Source organism: Lacticaseibacillus daqingensis (genome assembly GCF_003946115.1).
In the GTDB taxonomy this organism is placed as follows: Bacteria; Bacillota; Bacilli; order Lactobacillales; family Lactobacillaceae; genus Lacticaseibacillus; species Lacticaseibacillus daqingensis.
Genome location: NZ_RHOH01000002.1, coordinates 284307 through 300785, shown reverse-complemented (window position 1 = coordinate 300785; position 16479 = coordinate 284307). Strand labels below are relative to the sequence as shown.

Below are 16479 nucleotides of genomic sequence, written 5' to 3'. Positions count from 1 at the left end.
GCCAAATGCGCGCGTGCATGCTATAATGCGAGCAGTTAGTGGCATCCGCCACCGGACAAGGAGATGAACCCAATGGCATTGAAAGTGAATACCAAAAACGACTGGGGCGAGATGTTCGACAAGTTCGCCACCATGCCGGAAGTCGAAAAAAAGGCGGCGGGCGGCCCGGACCCGAAAAAGCAGCCGGACCAGGCCAAGCCAGCCGCACAACCCGCCAAAAAAGACTAGTCACACAAAAACGCCGCCCGCCTCAGCAATTCGAGACGGGCGGTATTTTTGGCGCCTAAAGCTTCACGTTCGGGTACTTCTTCTTGAGTGTCGTCAGGTTCGCCTGTGCCACATCCTCCAGCGGAATATCCGCCCACAGCGCGATCTGCGAGAGGTACCACAGCACATCCCCGAGATCCGCCTTGAGGGCTTCCTTGTCGAGATCATAGCCCTGGAAGGTGTACTTCTTAATGCGGTCCACGACCTTGCCGCCGTCTGAGGCCAGCCCAAGCGTCAAATTCGTCAGCACATTTTCGTTGCCGGCCAATGTCTTATTGGCCTGTTGTTGATAGGTGTTCAGCTCCACGTTTAATCCTCCACTTTCGACTCACCGGTCACGCCGGCGGTTGTTTCCAGCCACTGCCAAACCTGCGCCTTGCCCTCGCCGGTTTCTGCTGAGAACAGCACCAGCTCATCGGTTTGATTGAGATCCAGCGTCTTTTTGATCTGGTTAATGGTCTGCGCCCGCTTTGCGCGGCTGGTCTTGTCGACCTTCGTACCGACGACCAGCACCTTGATGTTGAAGTACTTCAGGTACTGGTACATGCTGACATCATCTTCACTCGGGGCGTGGCGGCTGTCGACCAGTAGCACGGCGCCGCGCAACGGCTTGCGCGTGCTCAGGTACTCCTCGATCATCGCCGCAAACTTCATGCGCGCGGCCTTGGAGACCTTGGCGTACCCGTAACCGGGCACATCAACAAAGTACAGCTTGGCTTCGATGTCATAAAAATTCAGCGTCTGGGTCTTCCCCGGCACGCTGGACGTCCGCGCCATGCTCTTGCGGTCGATCAACCGGTTGATGAGGCTCGACTTGCCAACATTACTGCGGCCGACAAAGGTGATTTCCGGATACGCGGTGGTGGGATACTGCGCAGCACTGGCCGCACTAATTTCTAGGTCAACTTGATTCACTTTCACGGGGGCTTCCCCTCCTTAACTGCATTTAGTTTATCATAGAATGCCTGACATGGGGGCCATCGGTCGCATTACAATTCTGTGGCGCGCCCAAAAAAAGAAGCTGCCAAGCAGCTCCTTAACGGTCTCCTATGAGGCTTTGCGGCCATCCGCCAGCTCCATCTCTGGGCTCCCAGTACCGTCAACGGCGGCCTTGGTCACGATCGCCTTCTTGACCTCTGGCCGACTCGGCAAGTCGAACATTAGGTCCTGCATCACGGCTTCAATGATCGAGCGCAGGCCACGGGCACCCGTGTCGCGCTCGATCGCCTTGTGGGCGATCGCGTGCAAGGCAGGGCTCGTAAACTCAAGCGCCGTGTCATCGAGACTCAGCAGCTTCTGGTACTGCTTCACCAGCGCATTCTTGGGCTCGGTCAGGATCTTGACCAGATCGTTCTCAGTCAGCTTTTCGAGCGCTGCGATAATCGGGATCCGGCCGATGAACTCAGGGATGATCCCGAACTTCATCAAGTCTTCCGGCACGATCTGCTGCATCACTGACTTGTCGGCATCGTAACCCGTTTCAGGGGTGCTGGCACCAAACCCGATGGTCTTCTCGCCCATGCGGTTCTTCACGATCGTCTCAATGCCGTCAAAGGCCCCCCCGACGATGAACAGGATATTCGTGGTGTCGATCTGAATGAACTCCTGTTGCGGGTGCTTACGCCCACCCTGTGGTGGCACGTTAGCGATCGTGCCTTCGAGAATCTTCAGCAGGGCCTGCTGGACCCCTTCACCGGACACGTCCCGTGTGATCGAGACGTTCTCCGACTTTTTGGCGATCTTATCGATTTCATCGATGTAAACGATCCCCTTCTCGGCGCGTTCAACATCGTAGTCCGCGTTTTGCAGGAGCTTCAATAGAATGTTCTCGACGTCTTCGCCGACATAGCCGGCCTCAGTCAGGGTCGTGGCATCCGCAATGGCAAACGGTACGTTCAGGATCCGCGCCAGGCTCTGGGCCAGGAAGGTCTTCCCAGAACCCGTCGGCCCGATCAGGGCGATGTTGGACTTTTGCAGCTCCGTCTCGCCTTCCTCGGCCACTTCCATCTGGTTGACCCGCTTGTAGTGGTTGTACACGGCCACGGCCAGCGCGCGCTTGGCCGCGTCTTGACCAATCACATAATCGTTCAGGATACTGAGGATCTCGGCTGGCTTTGGCACTTCAAGCTGATTTTGGGCCGCCTCTTCCTTGAACTCAGAATCGATGATCTCTTTGCACAGGTCGATACATTCATTACAAATATATACCCCAGGGCCAGCAACGATTTTCTTCACCTGGTCTTGCGACTTGCCGCAAAACGAGCAGGTCACTGGACCGGTGGTTTCAACGTTGTCAAACATGTTTAAGCACCCCTTCTTGTTCCCTCAATGATACCAAAGATAGGCCGGTTTGCCTATCAGACTTGGTCTAGCCTATCATACTGGCGCAAGGGGTGCAAGCCACCGCCTGCGCCCCTGATCGCGACTCGATTGCCCGCCTCGGGCCAAACCAAAGAAGCGCCACCCACGAAGGGTGACGCTTCTTTGAGTCAGCACGTCCGCGCCGACCGTGAACGCCTTTAAGCTTCCTTGGCGGCGTCCGTGATGATCTTGATGGCCTTCTTCACGCCGATATCGTGCTTCAGCATGTCGTCAGAAAGCGCACGCCGAACGGCACTCTCTTCCATGTTGTACTCGCCGGCCAGATCCTTGATCTCAGCGTTGATTTCATCCTCGCTTGGTTCGATCTTTTCAGCGGCCACGATGGCTTCAAGCACCAGGTTTGTCTTGACGCGGGTCTCGGCATTCGCCGCGAACTGCTTCTTCAAGTCATCTTCACTGGTCCCTGTCAGCTGGAAGTACATCTGTGGGTTGATACCCTGTTGCTGCATGTTGCCCATGTACTGGTCGTACTGGTTTTGCGTCTCGGTGTCGACCATCGCTTGCGGGATCTCTTCGATCGTGGCGTTCTCAACCGCCTTCGCAATGGCTTGTTCCTGCAACGCGTCCTCAGCGGCTTCGACCTTCTTTTGCTGCAGGTCAGACTTGATCTTCAGCTTCAGTTCGTCGAGCGTGTCCACGTCTTCATCGAGGTCCTTAGCAAAATCATCGTCCAGTTCAGGCAATTCCTTACCCTTGACTTCGTGGATGGTGGTCTTGAATTCGGCTTCCTTGCCTGCCAGATCCTTGGCTTGGTAGTCTTCTGGGAAGGTGACCTTGACCGTCACGTCCTCGTCTGCCTTGTGGCCCACAAGCTGGTCTTCAAAGCCTGGGATGAAGGAACCGGAGCCCAATTCAAGGGCGTAGTTCTTTGCGGAACCGCCTTCGAATTCTTCCCCGTCAACCGTCCCCACGTAATCGATGGTGACAGTATCGCCGGTTTCAGCGGCTGCGTCTTCCTTCAAAACCAATTCAGCCTGGCCTTCACGCTTGGTTTCAAGTTCCTTGGCCACTTCTTCATCGGTCACATCACGGTCTTGCTTATCAACCGTCAGGCCCTTGTAGTCACCGAGCGTTACTTCTGGCTTAACGGTCACTTCGGCCGTGATGACCCAAGGCTTGCCTTCATCCATGGATTCGATGTCGATCTTTGGCTGGTCCACTGGTTCGATCCCAGCTTCATCAACCGCAGCCTCGTAGCTAGTTGGCAACAGGATGTTCAGGGCATCTTCGTACAGGGCGGATTCGCCGTACATCCGGTTGAAAACCGTGCGGGACACGTGGCCCTTCCGGAACCCTGGAACGTTCAGGTTCTTCTTGACACGGTCGAACGCTTTGCTCAAGCCTTCTTTGATTTTGTCTTGTTCGATTTCAAAGGTCAAAACACCGGTGTTGGTGTCTTTCTTTTCCCATTTTGCAGCCATGCTGTACCTCCGACATAAGTTTTCGCAATTCGTATTGCATACCTGTCCATGATACTAGAAATGCCGCGCATTGTAAACGACCGCCAAGGGTTTTTACTTTGCAACCCATCGCGACACCCACCGGCCACTAGATCAGGCCAAAGTGGCGCAGGCCCTGCGCGATGCCGTCCGCATCATTGGTGCCCGTGATGTACGCGGCATGGGCCTTGGCCGCATCGCTCCCATTGCCCATCACAATCGGGTGGGCCAACTGGTCCAGCATTTCCAAGTCATTCAGCGCATCACCGAAGCCATACGTCGGGACCCCGGCCAGCGCCGCATGCTGCAGCAGGTGCGCGATGCCGCTGCGCTTTGAGACCCCCGCGCGCATGGTGTCTAGCCCGTAGTGCGAGTTGCGCACGAAGGTCAGTGTCTCGGCAAACGCCTGCTGGTACAATGCATCGCGGTCGCGGTTAAAGACAAACATAAAGTTGATGGCGCGCTGGTCGGCCCAAGTCGCCGTGACGGCTGGCGTTAGGCCCTGCGCCCGGTATGCTGCCCGCGTCTCCGGTGACGGCTGCGATACGCCGCACGCTTGTGGCGTGTACCAAGCAATCGGATCGCCTTGCGCCGTCGCAAAGTCACTCACCGCTTGCACCGTGCGTTGTGGCACCACCTCATTGACCAGCGTTCGTCCCCGGTACTGCACATTGCTCCCATTGGCGCTGACCACCGTATCAATGCCGGTCAGCGCCAGTAGTGGCTGAATTGCAAACAGGCTTTTGCCCGTCGCAATCACCGGGAGGATCTCGTTGGCCTGCAGTTGCTTGATCGCGGCGAGCGCACTCGGCTGCACCTGCTGGCGTGACGTCAATAACGTTCCCCCAAGATCAAAAAAGACAATGGCTTGTGTCATCAGATCGCTTCCTTTCCCTCGTCCATCCTAGCTACCGACACGCGCTTTTTCAACCGAAACGCAAAAAAACACTCCCGAGGGAGTGTTTTTGCGTGCACGTGTCAGTCTTAGTCGAGGATTTCGGAAACGACACCGGCACCAACGGTACGGCCACCTTCACGAACGGTGAACTTGGTACCCTTTTCGATTGCGACAGGGCTAATCATGTCGACTTCGAAGGTCACGTTATCGCCAGGCATAACCATTTCAACGCCTTCTGGCAGCTGGATAACGCCCGTAACGTCCGTTGTGTGGAAGTAGAACTGAGGACGGTAGTTGGAGAAGAATGGCGTGTGACGGCCACCTTCGTCCTTGCTCAGAACATAAACTTCACCCTTAAACTTGGAGTGGGTTTCGATGGAACCTGGCTTAGCCAAAACTTGGCCACGTTCGATCTGGTCGCGGGCAACCCCACGAAGCAGAACCCCAACGTTATCGCCGGCTTCACCCAAGTCAAGCGTCTTACGGAACATTTCAAGCCCAGTAACGGTGGACTTAACGATTTCTTCCTTCAGACCAACGATGGCAACTTCATCGCCAACCTTAACGGTCCCACGGTCGATACGACCGGAAGCAACGGTCCCACGGCCAGTGATGGTGAAGACATCTTCAACAGGCATCAGGAAAGGCTTGTCGGTGTCACGAACTGGGGTTGGGATGTATTCGTCAACCGTGTCCATGAGTTCTTCGATGACCTTACGCTGTTCAGCGTCGCCTTCAAGTGCCTTGAGGGCGGAACCGCGGAGAACAGGAATGTCGTCACCAGGGAAATCGTATTCGGACAAGAGTTCACGAACTTCCATTTCGACAAGGTCGGTCAGCTCTTCGTCGTCCACGAGGTCGGTCTTGTTCAGGAAGACGATCAGGTAGTCAACACCAACCTGGCGAGCCAGAAGGATGTGTTCGCGCGTCTGTGGCATTGGGCCGTCAGTCGCGGCAACAACCAAGATCGCACCGTCCATCTGAGCCGCACCGGTGATCATGTTCTTAACGTAGTCCGCGTGCCCTGGCGCATCGATGTGAGCGTAGTGGCGCTTTTCGGTTTCGTATTCAACGTGGGCGGTGTTGATGGTGATACCACGTTCCTTTTCTTCCGGAGCAGCATCGATGGATGCGTAGTCTTGCGCCTTGGCAAGGCCCTTTTCTGCAAGTACGGAAGTGATCGCCGCGGTCAGGGTAGTCTTACCGTGGTCAACGTGCCCGATCGTACCAATGTTTACGTGGGGCTTAGTGCGTTCATAGTGTTCTTTTTCAGCCATGAAAAAACGAACCTCCTGTATATTTTCGTAAAGACGCAAAGCCAAGACCCTGCAATCCTTTACGTTCTAGTGTACTACATTTAAGCCAAAATACCAAAGTAAATATTTCGGCTGGAAATGAATTCCGAAAATGATTATATCGAGAATCCATCACTTTGTAAACCGGCAACGTCAACTTTTTTCCCTTTACACTAAAAAGCCGTCATTTCGCCATATTCATCAATTGCGCCGTCTGGTTGGCTAACCAAGTGAACAAGTCGCGCTCGGCTGGTGTCACCGCGTCCCCTGTTTTGTTCAGGTAGCTGGTGGCGAAGTGTTTCGGGTCCGGGATCACCTGGTCGATGAAGGGATACAGATAGCCCAGCTCGAAGCGAAGCACCTCAACCGTGGCCCGCATCAGCTCTGGATCGTTCAAGCCGATTTGCAACTGCACTTGGTTCAACACCTGCAGTAAGGTGGGGTCGTTCAAAACGCCTGGCAGCGCACTCGGCGTCACCGTGCCGCTCGTTGCGTAACCGATCACCGTCACCGGTGTCTGATCATCCACCGCAGTCAGCGCGTCAAGCAGGCTGATGCGGATCGCGGGATGAACGTCCGGATCGGTCAAGTTGGGCCGGGCTGCCGCCATCATCTCAGTCCGCGGCAGTCGTCCGATCGTATTGATCAATTGCTCCTGCTTTTGCGGCTCAAATCCGCCGAGGTGGCGCAGCTCACGCGCAATATCGGCGATGGCCGCGGCGTTCGCCGTTCGGTCGGCCGCCTCAGCGGCAACGATCCGGGCCTTGAGCGCTGAGGCGGCAGCGGGCCTCACGTGGTGCAAGACTGCCCACGCAAACCGGTAGTCCGGTAAGGCCAAGAGAATGTCGAACAGCAGCGAGGTACCGGCTTCATCTGCCAGAAAATCTTCCATAAACTGGCTAACGTACGGCACCGCAGCCCGCGGCTGATGTAGCCCGGCGTACGCCTGTGTCAGTGGCAGGGCCACCTCAAAGGCCGGCGTCAGCTTGAACGCCTTTTCGAGGTGCGCGACCGCACTCGCATAATTTTGTTGCTTCAGCGCCTGCAACCCCACCGTCAAGTGGCGATTACCATTATTCGGCAACGCAACGATTTTTCCCATGATGTCCCCTCGCTTCCACATTGTGCCTTAATCATACCAAAAACGGCACCCGAAGATGCCGCTTCCATTCAAATCTGTCGGTCTTTCCGGTTAAGCCTTACTGTCGCTTCGCACTGTTCTGGTTCACTTCCATGATGACCGGCAGGATCACCGGCCGACGCTTTGTCTGGTCAAACAAGAAGCGACTCAGATCATCGCGGACGCTTTGCTTCAGCGTGCTCCAATCGAACTCTTTGTTGTCGAGGTTCTTTTGGACCGTCGCCGCCACCAGGTTACCCGCCTCGGTCAGCAAGTCCTTGGCCGTCTTCGCGTAAACGAACCCGCGGCTTTGAATCTTTGGCTTGGCCACAATGCGCTTCTTCTTGCGGTCGATGGTGACCACCGCAATGAAGATCCCATCCTCGGCCAGCATCTTGCGGTCACGCAAGACGATGTTGCCGATGTCGCCGACGCCGATCCCGTCGATCATCGTGTTCCCGGCGTCCACATGGCCGGCGTTGTACATCTTACCCTTTTCGTAGCTCAAAATATCGCCGATGTTCGGGATCAGGATGTGGTCGTACGGTAACCCCGTTTCGTGCGCGATCTCAGCATGCGCGGCGAGCAAGCGGTATTCGCCCTGCACCGGAATCACATAACGCGGCCGCAACAAGTTGATCATCAGTTGCAGGTCGGGCTTGTTCGCATGGCCAGAGGCGTGAAGGTCATCGCCGATCGCCTTGACCTCACCGCCGGCCCGGTAAATCATGTCACGCGTCTTCGCTGCCATGGTTTCCATCGCGTGCGAGATCGATGTCGTGATGAACACGAGGTCCCCTTCGTGGATGTGAATCAGACGGTGCTTATTCGTTGCCATGCGCTGCAGGGACTTAAGGGGCTCACCCATCCGGCCGGTTTCAAGGATGACGACCTTGTCATCATCGAGAGTCCGTAACTCCTTGGTGGTGGCCAGGATATCCTCGGATGGTAACACGATGTCCTTCAATCGAATGGCCGTCTTCACGACCCGCTCGACCTCTCGGCCCGTCAGCACCACGCGCCGGTCGTTCTTCGCCGCGGCATTCAGCACCTGCTGAATGCGCTCGATGTTCGACGCAACGCTGGCCACGATGATCCGCCCGTTGTGGTACTTGAAGGCTTCTTCAATGTAGGTGTAGATCTCGTGCTCGCTGGCGTTTTGGTACGGGGACTCCGCATTGGTGGAATCGGACAGCAACGCCAACACCTTGCGATCCCCGATCTTGGCCAGCCGCGACAGGTCTGAGCTGTACTGCGGCGCAGCGCTTTGGTCAAACTTAAAGTCCCCGGTGTACACCACTGCCCCATTCGGGGTATCAATAACGATCCCCAATGATCCCGGGATACTGTGAGTCGTTGGGAAGAAGGAGACTTTGATCTTGCCAAACTCGACGACCGACTTGGCCGTCACAACGTGAAAGTCCTTGAACTTCTTGGCCTTCGGGTTGCTGGTCATGTTCAGCTTCGCCAGCGCGACCGTCAGCTCGGAGCCAAAGACCGGTACCGGGTGCTCCGCCAGGAAGTACGGTAGGGCCCCAACGGCATCCGCGTGACCATGGGACAGGAAGATCCCCTCGATCCGGTCCGCGTTTTCTTCCAGGTACGTCAAATCTGGGATCACAATATCGATCCCCAGTAGTTCATTGTCCGGGTACTTCAACCCGAAATCACATACAAAAATTCGGTCGTCCACTTCGACTGCGTACATGTTTTTACCGTTCTCACGTACGCCACCGAGGGCGACCACCTTGATCTTACTCATGGGTTCACCTCTACGAAATATTTACGTTTTCGCCGCAAACACCGCGGCAACGAATAAATCCTTCTTTCAGTGTACCACACCCCTGCGCCACACGCGACTGCCTCTCGCAATATGGGCAAGGCCTACGCCGGATGCACGGCGGTTCTGGCGCTGCACAGCGTCCTTAGCGGAACGGGTCGCTTCGCTCTGGGCAACAAAAAACCGCCTCCCGAGGGAAGCGGCATGGTTTTTAGCGACGCAGACCAAGAGCCTTGATCAGATCGCGGTAGCGGGTAACGTCCTTGTTACGCAGGTAACGCAACAGGTTACGACGCTGACCGATCTTCTTCATCAGACCAACATAAGAGTGGTGGTCCTTCTTGTGAACACCCAAGTGGGCGTTCAGGTTCTTGATGTCGGCGGTCAGAACAGCGATCTGGACTTCAGGTGAGCCAGTGTCGCCTTCGTGACGCGCAAACTTTGCGATGATTTCGTTCTTTTCAGTTTGAGAAACAGCCATGAGCTTATTTCCACCTTTCTATAAATTGCCCGAAACTGCGGGAGACGACGGTGAACCGTCAGGCGAAGAAACGGGTTCAAAACTTGACCACGTCCCAGGCGCAAGCGCCCGGTCATCCGAGGTCGCAATAAGAATCACGACCCCGGGTGATTACTTAGCCAAAAGCGCAGACAGACGGCTCTTGTCGCGGCCGGCCTTGTTCTTGTGGATCAGGCCCTTGCTAGCAGCCATGTCGATGGCACGCGTTGCAGCCTTGAACAAGTCCTGCTTGTTGTCAGCGTTGGACGCAGCAGCAACCTTGAACTTCTTGACGGAAGTGCGCAGTGCGCTCACTTGGGCAATGTTGCGTTCGCGGTTGGCAGCCTGTGTCTTCACACGCTTGATCGCAGATTTGATTTGTGGCATAAGAGTTTCACCTCCGGGGATTAATTGGTTGTTAAACAACACTCAACAATTATAGCGAAGCGGTTGTCACTTTGCAATAAAAACTTGTCAAGCCTCGCGCCTTGATAGGGCGCCGCCCCCACAATAGCGCAGGACAAACAGCTCAAACGCAAGTGCCTTGTCCACCCGCCCGGTTTTCATCGCGGTTTCCGTCTCGACAAGGCCCTGATAAGCGGCCCGTAATGCGGTGCCACTCACCCGGTTGACTTGCTGTAGTGCCAGCTTCACCCGGTACGGATGCACCTTGAGCGTGGTGGCCAAGCTGCCCTGGCTGTAGCCCTGCTGCGCCAGGATCTGCGTTTGCAGCAGGAGCCGAAACTGACTGATCAGCAAACTGTTGAGGCGGATCGGTTCCTCTTTTTGGAGGAGCAGGTCGCGGTACAGGCTCAGTGCCAGCGTCGCGTTTTGCGCCACTACGGCCGCCACCAGGTCGAAAACGCGGTCAGTCAGGTGCTTGGGCACCAAGGCATCAATCGCCGCTTCATCAAGCGGTGACCCACCTTGACCATAAAGCGCCAGCTTCGGCAGCTCGCGCATCATCACGCTGTAATCCCCCGCCGTGCGCTGCACCAGCGCAGCCAGCGCGGCCGGGGTGATCTCACTTTTTTGCTGCTTCAGCGCCTGCCGGACCGCGTTTTGCGCAGCCCGCTGGTCGAGTGGCTTCACATCGACGATTGTGGCCACCTTCTTGAGCGCCTTGGTCAGCCGCTTGCGCTCATCCAGCTTGGCGTATGGCGCGACTAGCACCATCAGGGTGGACTCAACCGGGTGCTGCAGGTACGCGGTGAGCCCATCCAGGTCATGGGTCACCGCCACCTTCGGACTCTCGCCGGTCAAAAAGAACGGGTCGGTGATCACCACTTCGCGAAAGTCTCCGAAAAATGGTGGCGACATCGCATCATCCAGCGCCACGGCCACCGGGGTCTGGCGCATATCGTAGCGGGCGAGGTTCATCGTCACTTGGTCGTCTGGCACCACCGCAGCCAGCGCGGCCAGTGCGCGGTCGACCAGCGCTTGCTCGGTGCCAAGAAGCACCACTACCGGTGGGCGCACGCCCTGTTTTAGCTGGCGAATCAATTCATCAACTTGCATGCCTAGGGTCCTTTCAAAAACGTGTGGAGCGTCGTACCTTCACGCCAGATCATCCCGCGCTCGGCGGTCACCAACCACGGCACGCCTTGCGCGGCAAAGGTGGCGAGCGTTTCCGGGTGCGGGTGTCCGTAGCGGTTGGCCACCCCGGCCGAGATCAGCGCAAGCGTCGGCTGGATCTGGGCAATGAACGCTGGCGCGCTTGAGGTGCCTGAGCCGTGGTGCCCCACCTTGAGATAGTCCACAGTCAGGTGTTGCGGCATCAGCTCCCGAGTTTCGACGCCGACGTCCGCATCCCCCGTGAACAACCAATTGCTATCCCCAATCTTACCATAGACGACGAGGGAGTCCGCATTCTTTTCGCTGGCGGTCGCGGCCGCCGGCGCCACCACCCGCAACTGAATGGCCTTGACCGCGAGCACGGCACCTGCCAAAACAGTCCGTGCCTGGGTCACCTGCCCTGCCTTCGCAGCGACAACGTAAGGGTGATCCGCAGCCAGCGGGGTGGTGTACAGGGTCGTCACCGGCATCAGCTGCGTCAACAAGCCCGCGTCCCCCACATGATCCGCGTCTGCATGGGTCAACGCCAGCGCGTCCAGCCGGGCGACGCCGCGCGCGTGCAGGTAGTTGACGATCGCGCTTTTGACCGGTGGGTTGCGGGTGGTACCAAAGCCCCGGCCGCCGGTGTCGATCAGCAGCGTGCCCTGCTTGAACGGCGCTTCGATCAAGATGGCGTCGCCTTGTCCGACATCAAACACAGTCACCCGCCACTGCGGATGCACGTTGACCACCAGCCAGCTGCCGACCAACCAAACGCCGACCAACCGCCACCGGCGATGCACCAAGGCACCAAGAATCAGTCCCACCCCTAGGACCGCCAGCCCAGATGGTAACGCGCCAAAAATCACCTGCCCGGGCAAGTGGCTGGCGCCGGTCAACCCGGCTTCACCCCACCGCAGCCCCCACTCGAGCCAACCGGTCAGTGGGCTTTGCGGCCAGAGGCAAACAATCACCAGCGCCGGCATGATGCCGAGCTCAAAGACGGGCATCAGCAACCAGTTGAAGACGCTGGTCAGCAGGTGGAGCCGAAACGTATTGGCCAGGACGACGGGCGCGGACACCGCGGCCAGCCGCCAGGTCGTCCCCCATCGCGTCGGCGCCGGCGCCAGCATCAGGACACCGGTCAGCAGATACGTCAGCTGGCCCCCGAACGTGTGCAACACCAGCGGCTGAATGATCAGGTTAAGGCCCAGCACCGCGCTGAAACAGTCCAGCCGACTCAACTGCCACTTCAGTCGCTCGTTCAAGATCAAGGCCAGGCGCAGATAGACGGCGCGCATGATGCCAGCACCGGGCGGGATCAGCACCAACAGCGTCGGCAACGCCGCCACCAATCCCCAGTCCACCGCCTCCTTTGGCAGGCGCAGCCGGTCGGTCAGCGCGTACAGGGAGCCGATGAGCGCAAACAGATGTAACCCCGACACAGAAAACAGATGAAAGATGCCCAGATCCACAAAGGTCTGCCGCTGGCTGTCAAAATCTTCGTCCAGCTGCCCCAGCAGTAGCCCCTTGGCGTAGGCACGCACCTTGCTGGGCAGCGTCTGCAGGTGCAGGAGAAACCGCGCGCGTAACCCGTGCAGCCACTCGCTGAGCGTACGCACGCGCGCCACCCGCATCACCAGCGCCTGCTTGGGGCTTTGGTAGGCGAGCCGCGTCTGGGCCCAGACGTATTGGGCATAGTCAAACTCAAACTCATTGCGGGCCCCGGTGATGCGCGTGAGCGGCCCCTGCCACTGCACCGCCACTGGCACCGTCAGTTGCCTGAGCTGATCGATCTGTGCCGGCGTCACGGTGACGCTGCCGCTGATGGGCACACCGTTGGCCGCCACCCCCGTATAACGGGCCAGCCCCTCGTAAAAGGTCCATGCGGTCGGCATGACGCGCACCGCGCCCACTGGCTGAGGGGGCGCCGCAGCCAGGCGATGCGCCTGCCACCCCACGGCTAACCCGACGGTGGCGCTCACTACGATCAGCGGCGCCGCGAAGCGCCAGGCCTTCCAGCCCGCCCAGCCCAGCAGCAGCGCGCCCAGCCACCAGGGTTGCAGCCACACCAACAGGCCGCCCAGCAAGGCGGCCACCCCGAACACACCGCGCCGGCTCATGGGCCAACGGTCACGAACGGGGTCAACTTTTCAACCGTTTTGGCGCCAATACCGCTGACGTTTGCCAGGTCACCGACGCTTTGAAAACTGCCGTTGGCCTCGCGGTAAGCGATGATGTCGGCAGCCTTTTTGGGGCCGACCCCGCTAAGGGTTTGCAACTCGGCTAAGGTTGCCGTGTTCAGGTTGATCAGGCCGCCGCTTGCCCCTGCCGCGGAGGTGGGACCGCCCGTGTCTGGGGCCGGCGGGGCTTGGGCCACCGTTTCCCCCTTGGCGGGAATGTAGAGACTCTCCTGATCCACCGCAATCTTGGCCAGGTTGATCTGCGTGATGTCCGCCTCTGCCGTCAACCCACCGGCTGCCTTAACGACTGCGTCCCAGCGGGTCTCCCCCGTCACTGGGTAGAGCCCCGGGCGGGCAACGGCACCCTTGAGGTGCACATAGCCTGACTGAGGGCGGCTGTTGCTTGAACTGGCGCTGCTCGATGCAGGGACCGTGCTACTGACCGCACTGCTGCTAGCGACCAGCGGCTCGATGGGCGCTGCCACCGGCCGATTTTGCCACCACCAGAATCCGGCGGCCAAAACGATGAGCAGCGGCACATACCAATACTGACTGAGCCATTCACGCCATTGGGCCATCCCCACCACCTCCTGTTTCCAAAAGATTTCGCGAACCCACGCAAAAACGCCCGCGGAAACGGGCGTTTAATTCAGCGCTGGGTCAGATAGTCAACCGCATCCTGCAGGTGCTTGACCGGCACGATCACCATCTTGGTGCCGATCGCCTTGGCGGTGCGCTTGGCCACGGCGTAATTGTTCTGATAAGTCGGGTCAAGCTTCAGCAGCGCCTTGGTCGCCGGTTGGTTCGGGGCAAAAAAGACCTTCGCGCCGGTTTTGGCCGCGATGACCACCTTCTTATCGATGCCGCCGATCTGACCGACGGTGCCGGTCCCGTCAATGGTACCCGTACCGGCAATAGCCTGACCGCGGCGCAACTGCTGGTGAGTGATGAGCGTGTAGGTTTGCAGGGCAAACATCAGCCCCGCGCTGGGCCCTCCAATTTCACCGGCATCGATGGTCACTTTCGGCGTGGTCGTAACGGTGGTGTGTTCCGTCAGCGTGATGCCAATGCCCGCCTTTTTCGTGCCAGGCAGACGCATCAGCTTACCGGTGGCGTGCCGGGTTTGGCCGGCGCGCGTGTAGGTCAGCGTCAGGGTTGACCCCACTTTGCGGGCCGCGATCGCCTTCACGTAGGCGTCCGCCGTCTGGTAGTGGTGCCCGTCCAGTGCGGTGATGGTATCGCCGAGCTTCAGCTTACCCTTGAACGGCGAGTCCGCAAGCAACGACATCACATAGATCCCGAGGTGATTCACCGCCACTGGTTGCTTGGCGAGCGTGAAGGCCGCCTGAATTGCGTTCGTGCCGGCGCTTTGAATGTAGTAGCGCTGCAACAAATCGTACTCGGCACTGCTGTCGCTCCCCATCAGCTCGGCCTTCGTCAACGTCTCCGCGTAGGGCTGAAACTGGGCCCACAACAGAACAGCAGGACTGGCGGGGCCAACGATACCAACCGTGGTCAGCATGTACTGCCCCTTCTCTCGGTCCTTAATGCCGCGCACGGTGACATAGGGCTTTAGCGACTCGGCGGAGCCTGGCACCTCCACGTAGCGGTTGGTGGGCAAAAAGCACAGGGCCAGCAGCCCCGCGAGCGCAATGCCAAGCCCCAGTGCCCAGCGCCAACCGCGATGCCGGCGCGCCGGCATCAGGCCCGCCCCGCAAACTTGGCGGCCAACGCTTCGGCCACGTTAGCCGGCACCAAGGCCGACACATCACCCCCAAAGCTGGCCACTTCCTTGATCAGGCTGGAGGAAATGAAGCGGTAGCGCTTATCCCCAAACAACAAGACGGTTTCGATGGCCGGAGCGAGGTTGGCATTCATGTCCGCGATCCCGCTTTCGTAGTTGTAATCCGCGGTGTTGCGCACGCCGCGGATCAAGGCAGTGGCCCCGATCTGCCGCGCGTAATCGACGGTCAACATCGCCGGCTGCGCGACCACCCGCACATTGGGCAGCGGGGCCACCGCCGCTTCGATCAGCGCCTGCTTTTCGGCCGCGTTAAACAGCGACTGCTTGCTCGTATTGGTCATGGCCGCGATCACCACCTCATCAAACAGACGGCTGGCCCGCGTCACGGTGTCCAGGTGCCCGTTTGTGAAGGGATCAAAGCTGCCGGGAAATAACGCAATTTTTGCCATGTGCTCACTCACTCCGCTTTAGAATTAGAACCTGTGCCACGCCGTAGGTTTGGTGGCGCAACTGGGTGTACCCGGGGATCACCGCGGGATAATCGACATCAAGGCCCGTTTCAAGCATCACGCGGCCGGTCGGGGCAATCAAGTCATGCGCCAAAAATGCCGCCAGTTGATTCAATACTTCCTGCTTCGCGTACGGCGGGTCGGCCATGATCAGGTCAAACTGCTGATGCTCAGCGCCGAGCCGTTCGATGGCGCGGTCGACCGGTGCCTTCAGCACCGTGAAGCGTTCCGGGGCCTTGGTCAGCGCAATGTTCGCCTGAATCGTCCGAATAGCCGCATACTGCTTATCGACGAGTGTTGCGTGCGCCATCCCGCGCGACACCGCTTCGATGCCTAGCGCCCCGGTCCCGGCGTAGAGGTCAAGCGCGGTGCCGCCAAAGAACTGCTGGCCCAGCATGTTGAACATCGATTCCTTGACCTTATCGGCGGTCGGCCGGGTTTGGTCACCGGGCACGGCGGTCAACCGGCGTCCTCGGAATTCCCCACTAATGATGCGCATTCGGGCCTCCTTTCGGGGCGTCGTCGTCCTCATCGTCCTCAAGTGCGGCCAAGCTACTTTGGCCGCCGTAAGTCGTTTCAAGCAGCGGTTGGGCAGACGGCTCAACCGCCTTAACGAACCGGAGCTTCGTCAACTTGGCGACCGCCGCGGGAATTTGATCTGCATCCAAATAGAGATACACGTACTTCATCCGCTTAGACACGTACAGCACGCTGCCGTAATGACGCAGGGCCTTGATCTGTTTTAACGAGTAGACCCAGACCACTAAGCCTTGGCGCTTGGTGATTTCAAGCATGGCACGCCTCCTCAC

At 58.5% G+C, this 16479-nt stretch carries 18 protein-coding genes; 1 reads left to right on the top strand and 17 read right to left on the bottom strand.

The features are described from left to right. Positions 1-72: 72 nt before the first annotated feature. Positions 73-228 carry an SPJ_0845 family protein gene (locus EKM88_RS13225; RefSeq protein ID WP_164511985.1) on the top strand — a complete coding sequence of 52 codons (156 nt, stop codon included), beginning with the start codon at positions 73-75 and terminating at the stop codon, positions 226-228. Positions 229-283: 55 nt separating this feature from the next. Here EKM88_RS13225 and EKM88_RS03635 read toward each other — a convergent pair whose 3' ends face one another. From EKM88_RS03635 to EKM88_RS03555, 17 genes are all read right to left on the bottom strand, one after another. Continuing rightward, positions 284-574 (bottom strand): nucleoside triphosphate pyrophosphohydrolase family protein, encoded by a 291-nt coding sequence (locus EKM88_RS03635; RefSeq protein ID WP_125703223.1) that lies wholly within the window; start codon positions 572-574, stop codon positions 284-286. Positions 575-576: 2 nt separating this feature from the next. Further along, complete coding sequence (gene yihA / locus EKM88_RS03630; protein WP_125703221.1) at positions 577-1188, bottom strand: ribosome biogenesis GTP-binding protein YihA/YsxC; 612 nt, start codon at positions 1186-1188, stop codon at positions 577-579. A gap of 126 nt (positions 1189-1314) precedes the next feature. Continuing rightward, entirely contained in the window at positions 1315-2568 is a 1254-nt protein-coding gene (clpX, locus tag EKM88_RS03625) for an ATP-dependent Clp protease ATP-binding subunit ClpX (RefSeq protein ID WP_125703219.1), read from the bottom strand. A gap of 218 nt (positions 2569-2786) precedes the next feature. Further along, a complete protein-coding gene (tig, locus tag EKM88_RS03620; protein ID WP_125703217.1) occupies positions 2787-4070 on the bottom strand; it encodes a trigger factor in 1284 nt (427 codons plus the stop codon). Between the two features lie 127 nt (positions 4071-4197). Beyond that, positions 4198-4965, bottom strand: coding sequence for a Cof-type HAD-IIB family hydrolase (locus EKM88_RS03615; RefSeq protein WP_125703215.1), 768 nt, complete (start codon positions 4963-4965; stop codon positions 4198-4200). Between the two features lie 107 nt (positions 4966-5072). Next, entirely contained in the window at positions 5073-6263 is a 1191-nt protein-coding gene (gene tuf / locus EKM88_RS03610) for an elongation factor Tu (RefSeq protein ID WP_125703213.1), read from the bottom strand. Positions 6264-6465: 202 nt separating this feature from the next. After that, positions 6466-7383, bottom strand: coding sequence for a hypothetical protein (locus tag EKM88_RS03605; protein ID WP_125703211.1), 918 nt, complete (start codon positions 7381-7383; stop codon positions 6466-6468). Between the two features lie 97 nt (positions 7384-7480). Next, positions 7481-9163, bottom strand: a complete 1683-nt coding sequence (locus tag EKM88_RS03600) for a ribonuclease J (protein WP_125703209.1) — start codon at positions 9161-9163, stop codon at positions 7481-7483. A 229-nt stretch (positions 9164-9392) separates the two neighbouring features. Next, positions 9393-9662, bottom strand: a complete 270-nt coding sequence (gene rpsO / locus EKM88_RS03595; protein WP_125703207.1) for a 30S ribosomal protein S15 — start codon at positions 9660-9662, stop codon at positions 9393-9395. Positions 9663-9812: 150 nt separating this feature from the next. Beyond that, a complete protein-coding gene (gene rpsT, locus EKM88_RS03590) occupies positions 9813-10067 on the bottom strand; it encodes a 30S ribosomal protein S20 (protein WP_125703205.1) in 255 nt (84 codons plus the stop codon). Between the two features lie 87 nt (positions 10068-10154). Next, a complete protein-coding gene (gene holA, locus EKM88_RS03585) occupies positions 10155-11198 on the bottom strand; it encodes a DNA polymerase III subunit delta (RefSeq protein WP_125703203.1) in 1044 nt (347 codons plus the stop codon). 2 nt (positions 11199-11200) lie between these two features. Continuing rightward, positions 11201-13357: a ComEC/Rec2 family competence protein gene (locus EKM88_RS03580; protein WP_125703201.1), complete on the bottom strand. Its 2157-nt coding sequence runs from the start codon at positions 13355-13357 to the stop codon at positions 11201-11203. After that, positions 13354-13995 carry a helix-hairpin-helix domain-containing protein gene (locus tag EKM88_RS03575; protein ID WP_125703199.1) on the bottom strand — a complete coding sequence of 214 codons (642 nt, stop codon included), beginning with the start codon at positions 13993-13995 and terminating at the stop codon, positions 13354-13356. Before EKM88_RS03575 ends, EKM88_RS03580 begins: the two co-directional genes overlap by 4 nt. Before the next feature lie 71 nt (positions 13996-14066). Then, complete coding sequence (locus tag EKM88_RS03570) at positions 14067-15119, bottom strand: SepM family pheromone-processing serine protease (protein WP_125703196.1); 1053 nt, start codon at positions 15117-15119, stop codon at positions 14067-14069. Next, positions 15119-15610 carry a pantetheine-phosphate adenylyltransferase gene (gene coaD, locus EKM88_RS03565; protein ID WP_125703194.1) on the bottom strand — a complete coding sequence of 164 codons (492 nt, stop codon included), beginning with the start codon at positions 15608-15610 and terminating at the stop codon, positions 15119-15121. The genes EKM88_RS03570 and coaD overlap by 1 nt, the downstream gene beginning before the upstream one ends. Before the next feature lie 4 nt (positions 15611-15614). Next, the gene (rsmD, locus tag EKM88_RS03560; RefSeq protein ID WP_125703192.1) at positions 15615-16169 is read right to left on the bottom strand and encodes a 16S rRNA (guanine(966)-N(2))-methyltransferase RsmD; all 555 of its coding nucleotides are present in this window, start codon (positions 16167-16169) and stop codon (positions 15615-15617) included. Continuing rightward, positions 16156-16464 (bottom strand): YlbG family protein, encoded by a 309-nt coding sequence (locus tag EKM88_RS03555; RefSeq protein ID WP_125703189.1) that lies wholly within the window; start codon positions 16462-16464, stop codon positions 16156-16158. The genes rsmD and EKM88_RS03555 overlap by 14 nt, the downstream gene beginning before the upstream one ends. Positions 16465-16479 lie beyond the last annotated feature (15 nt).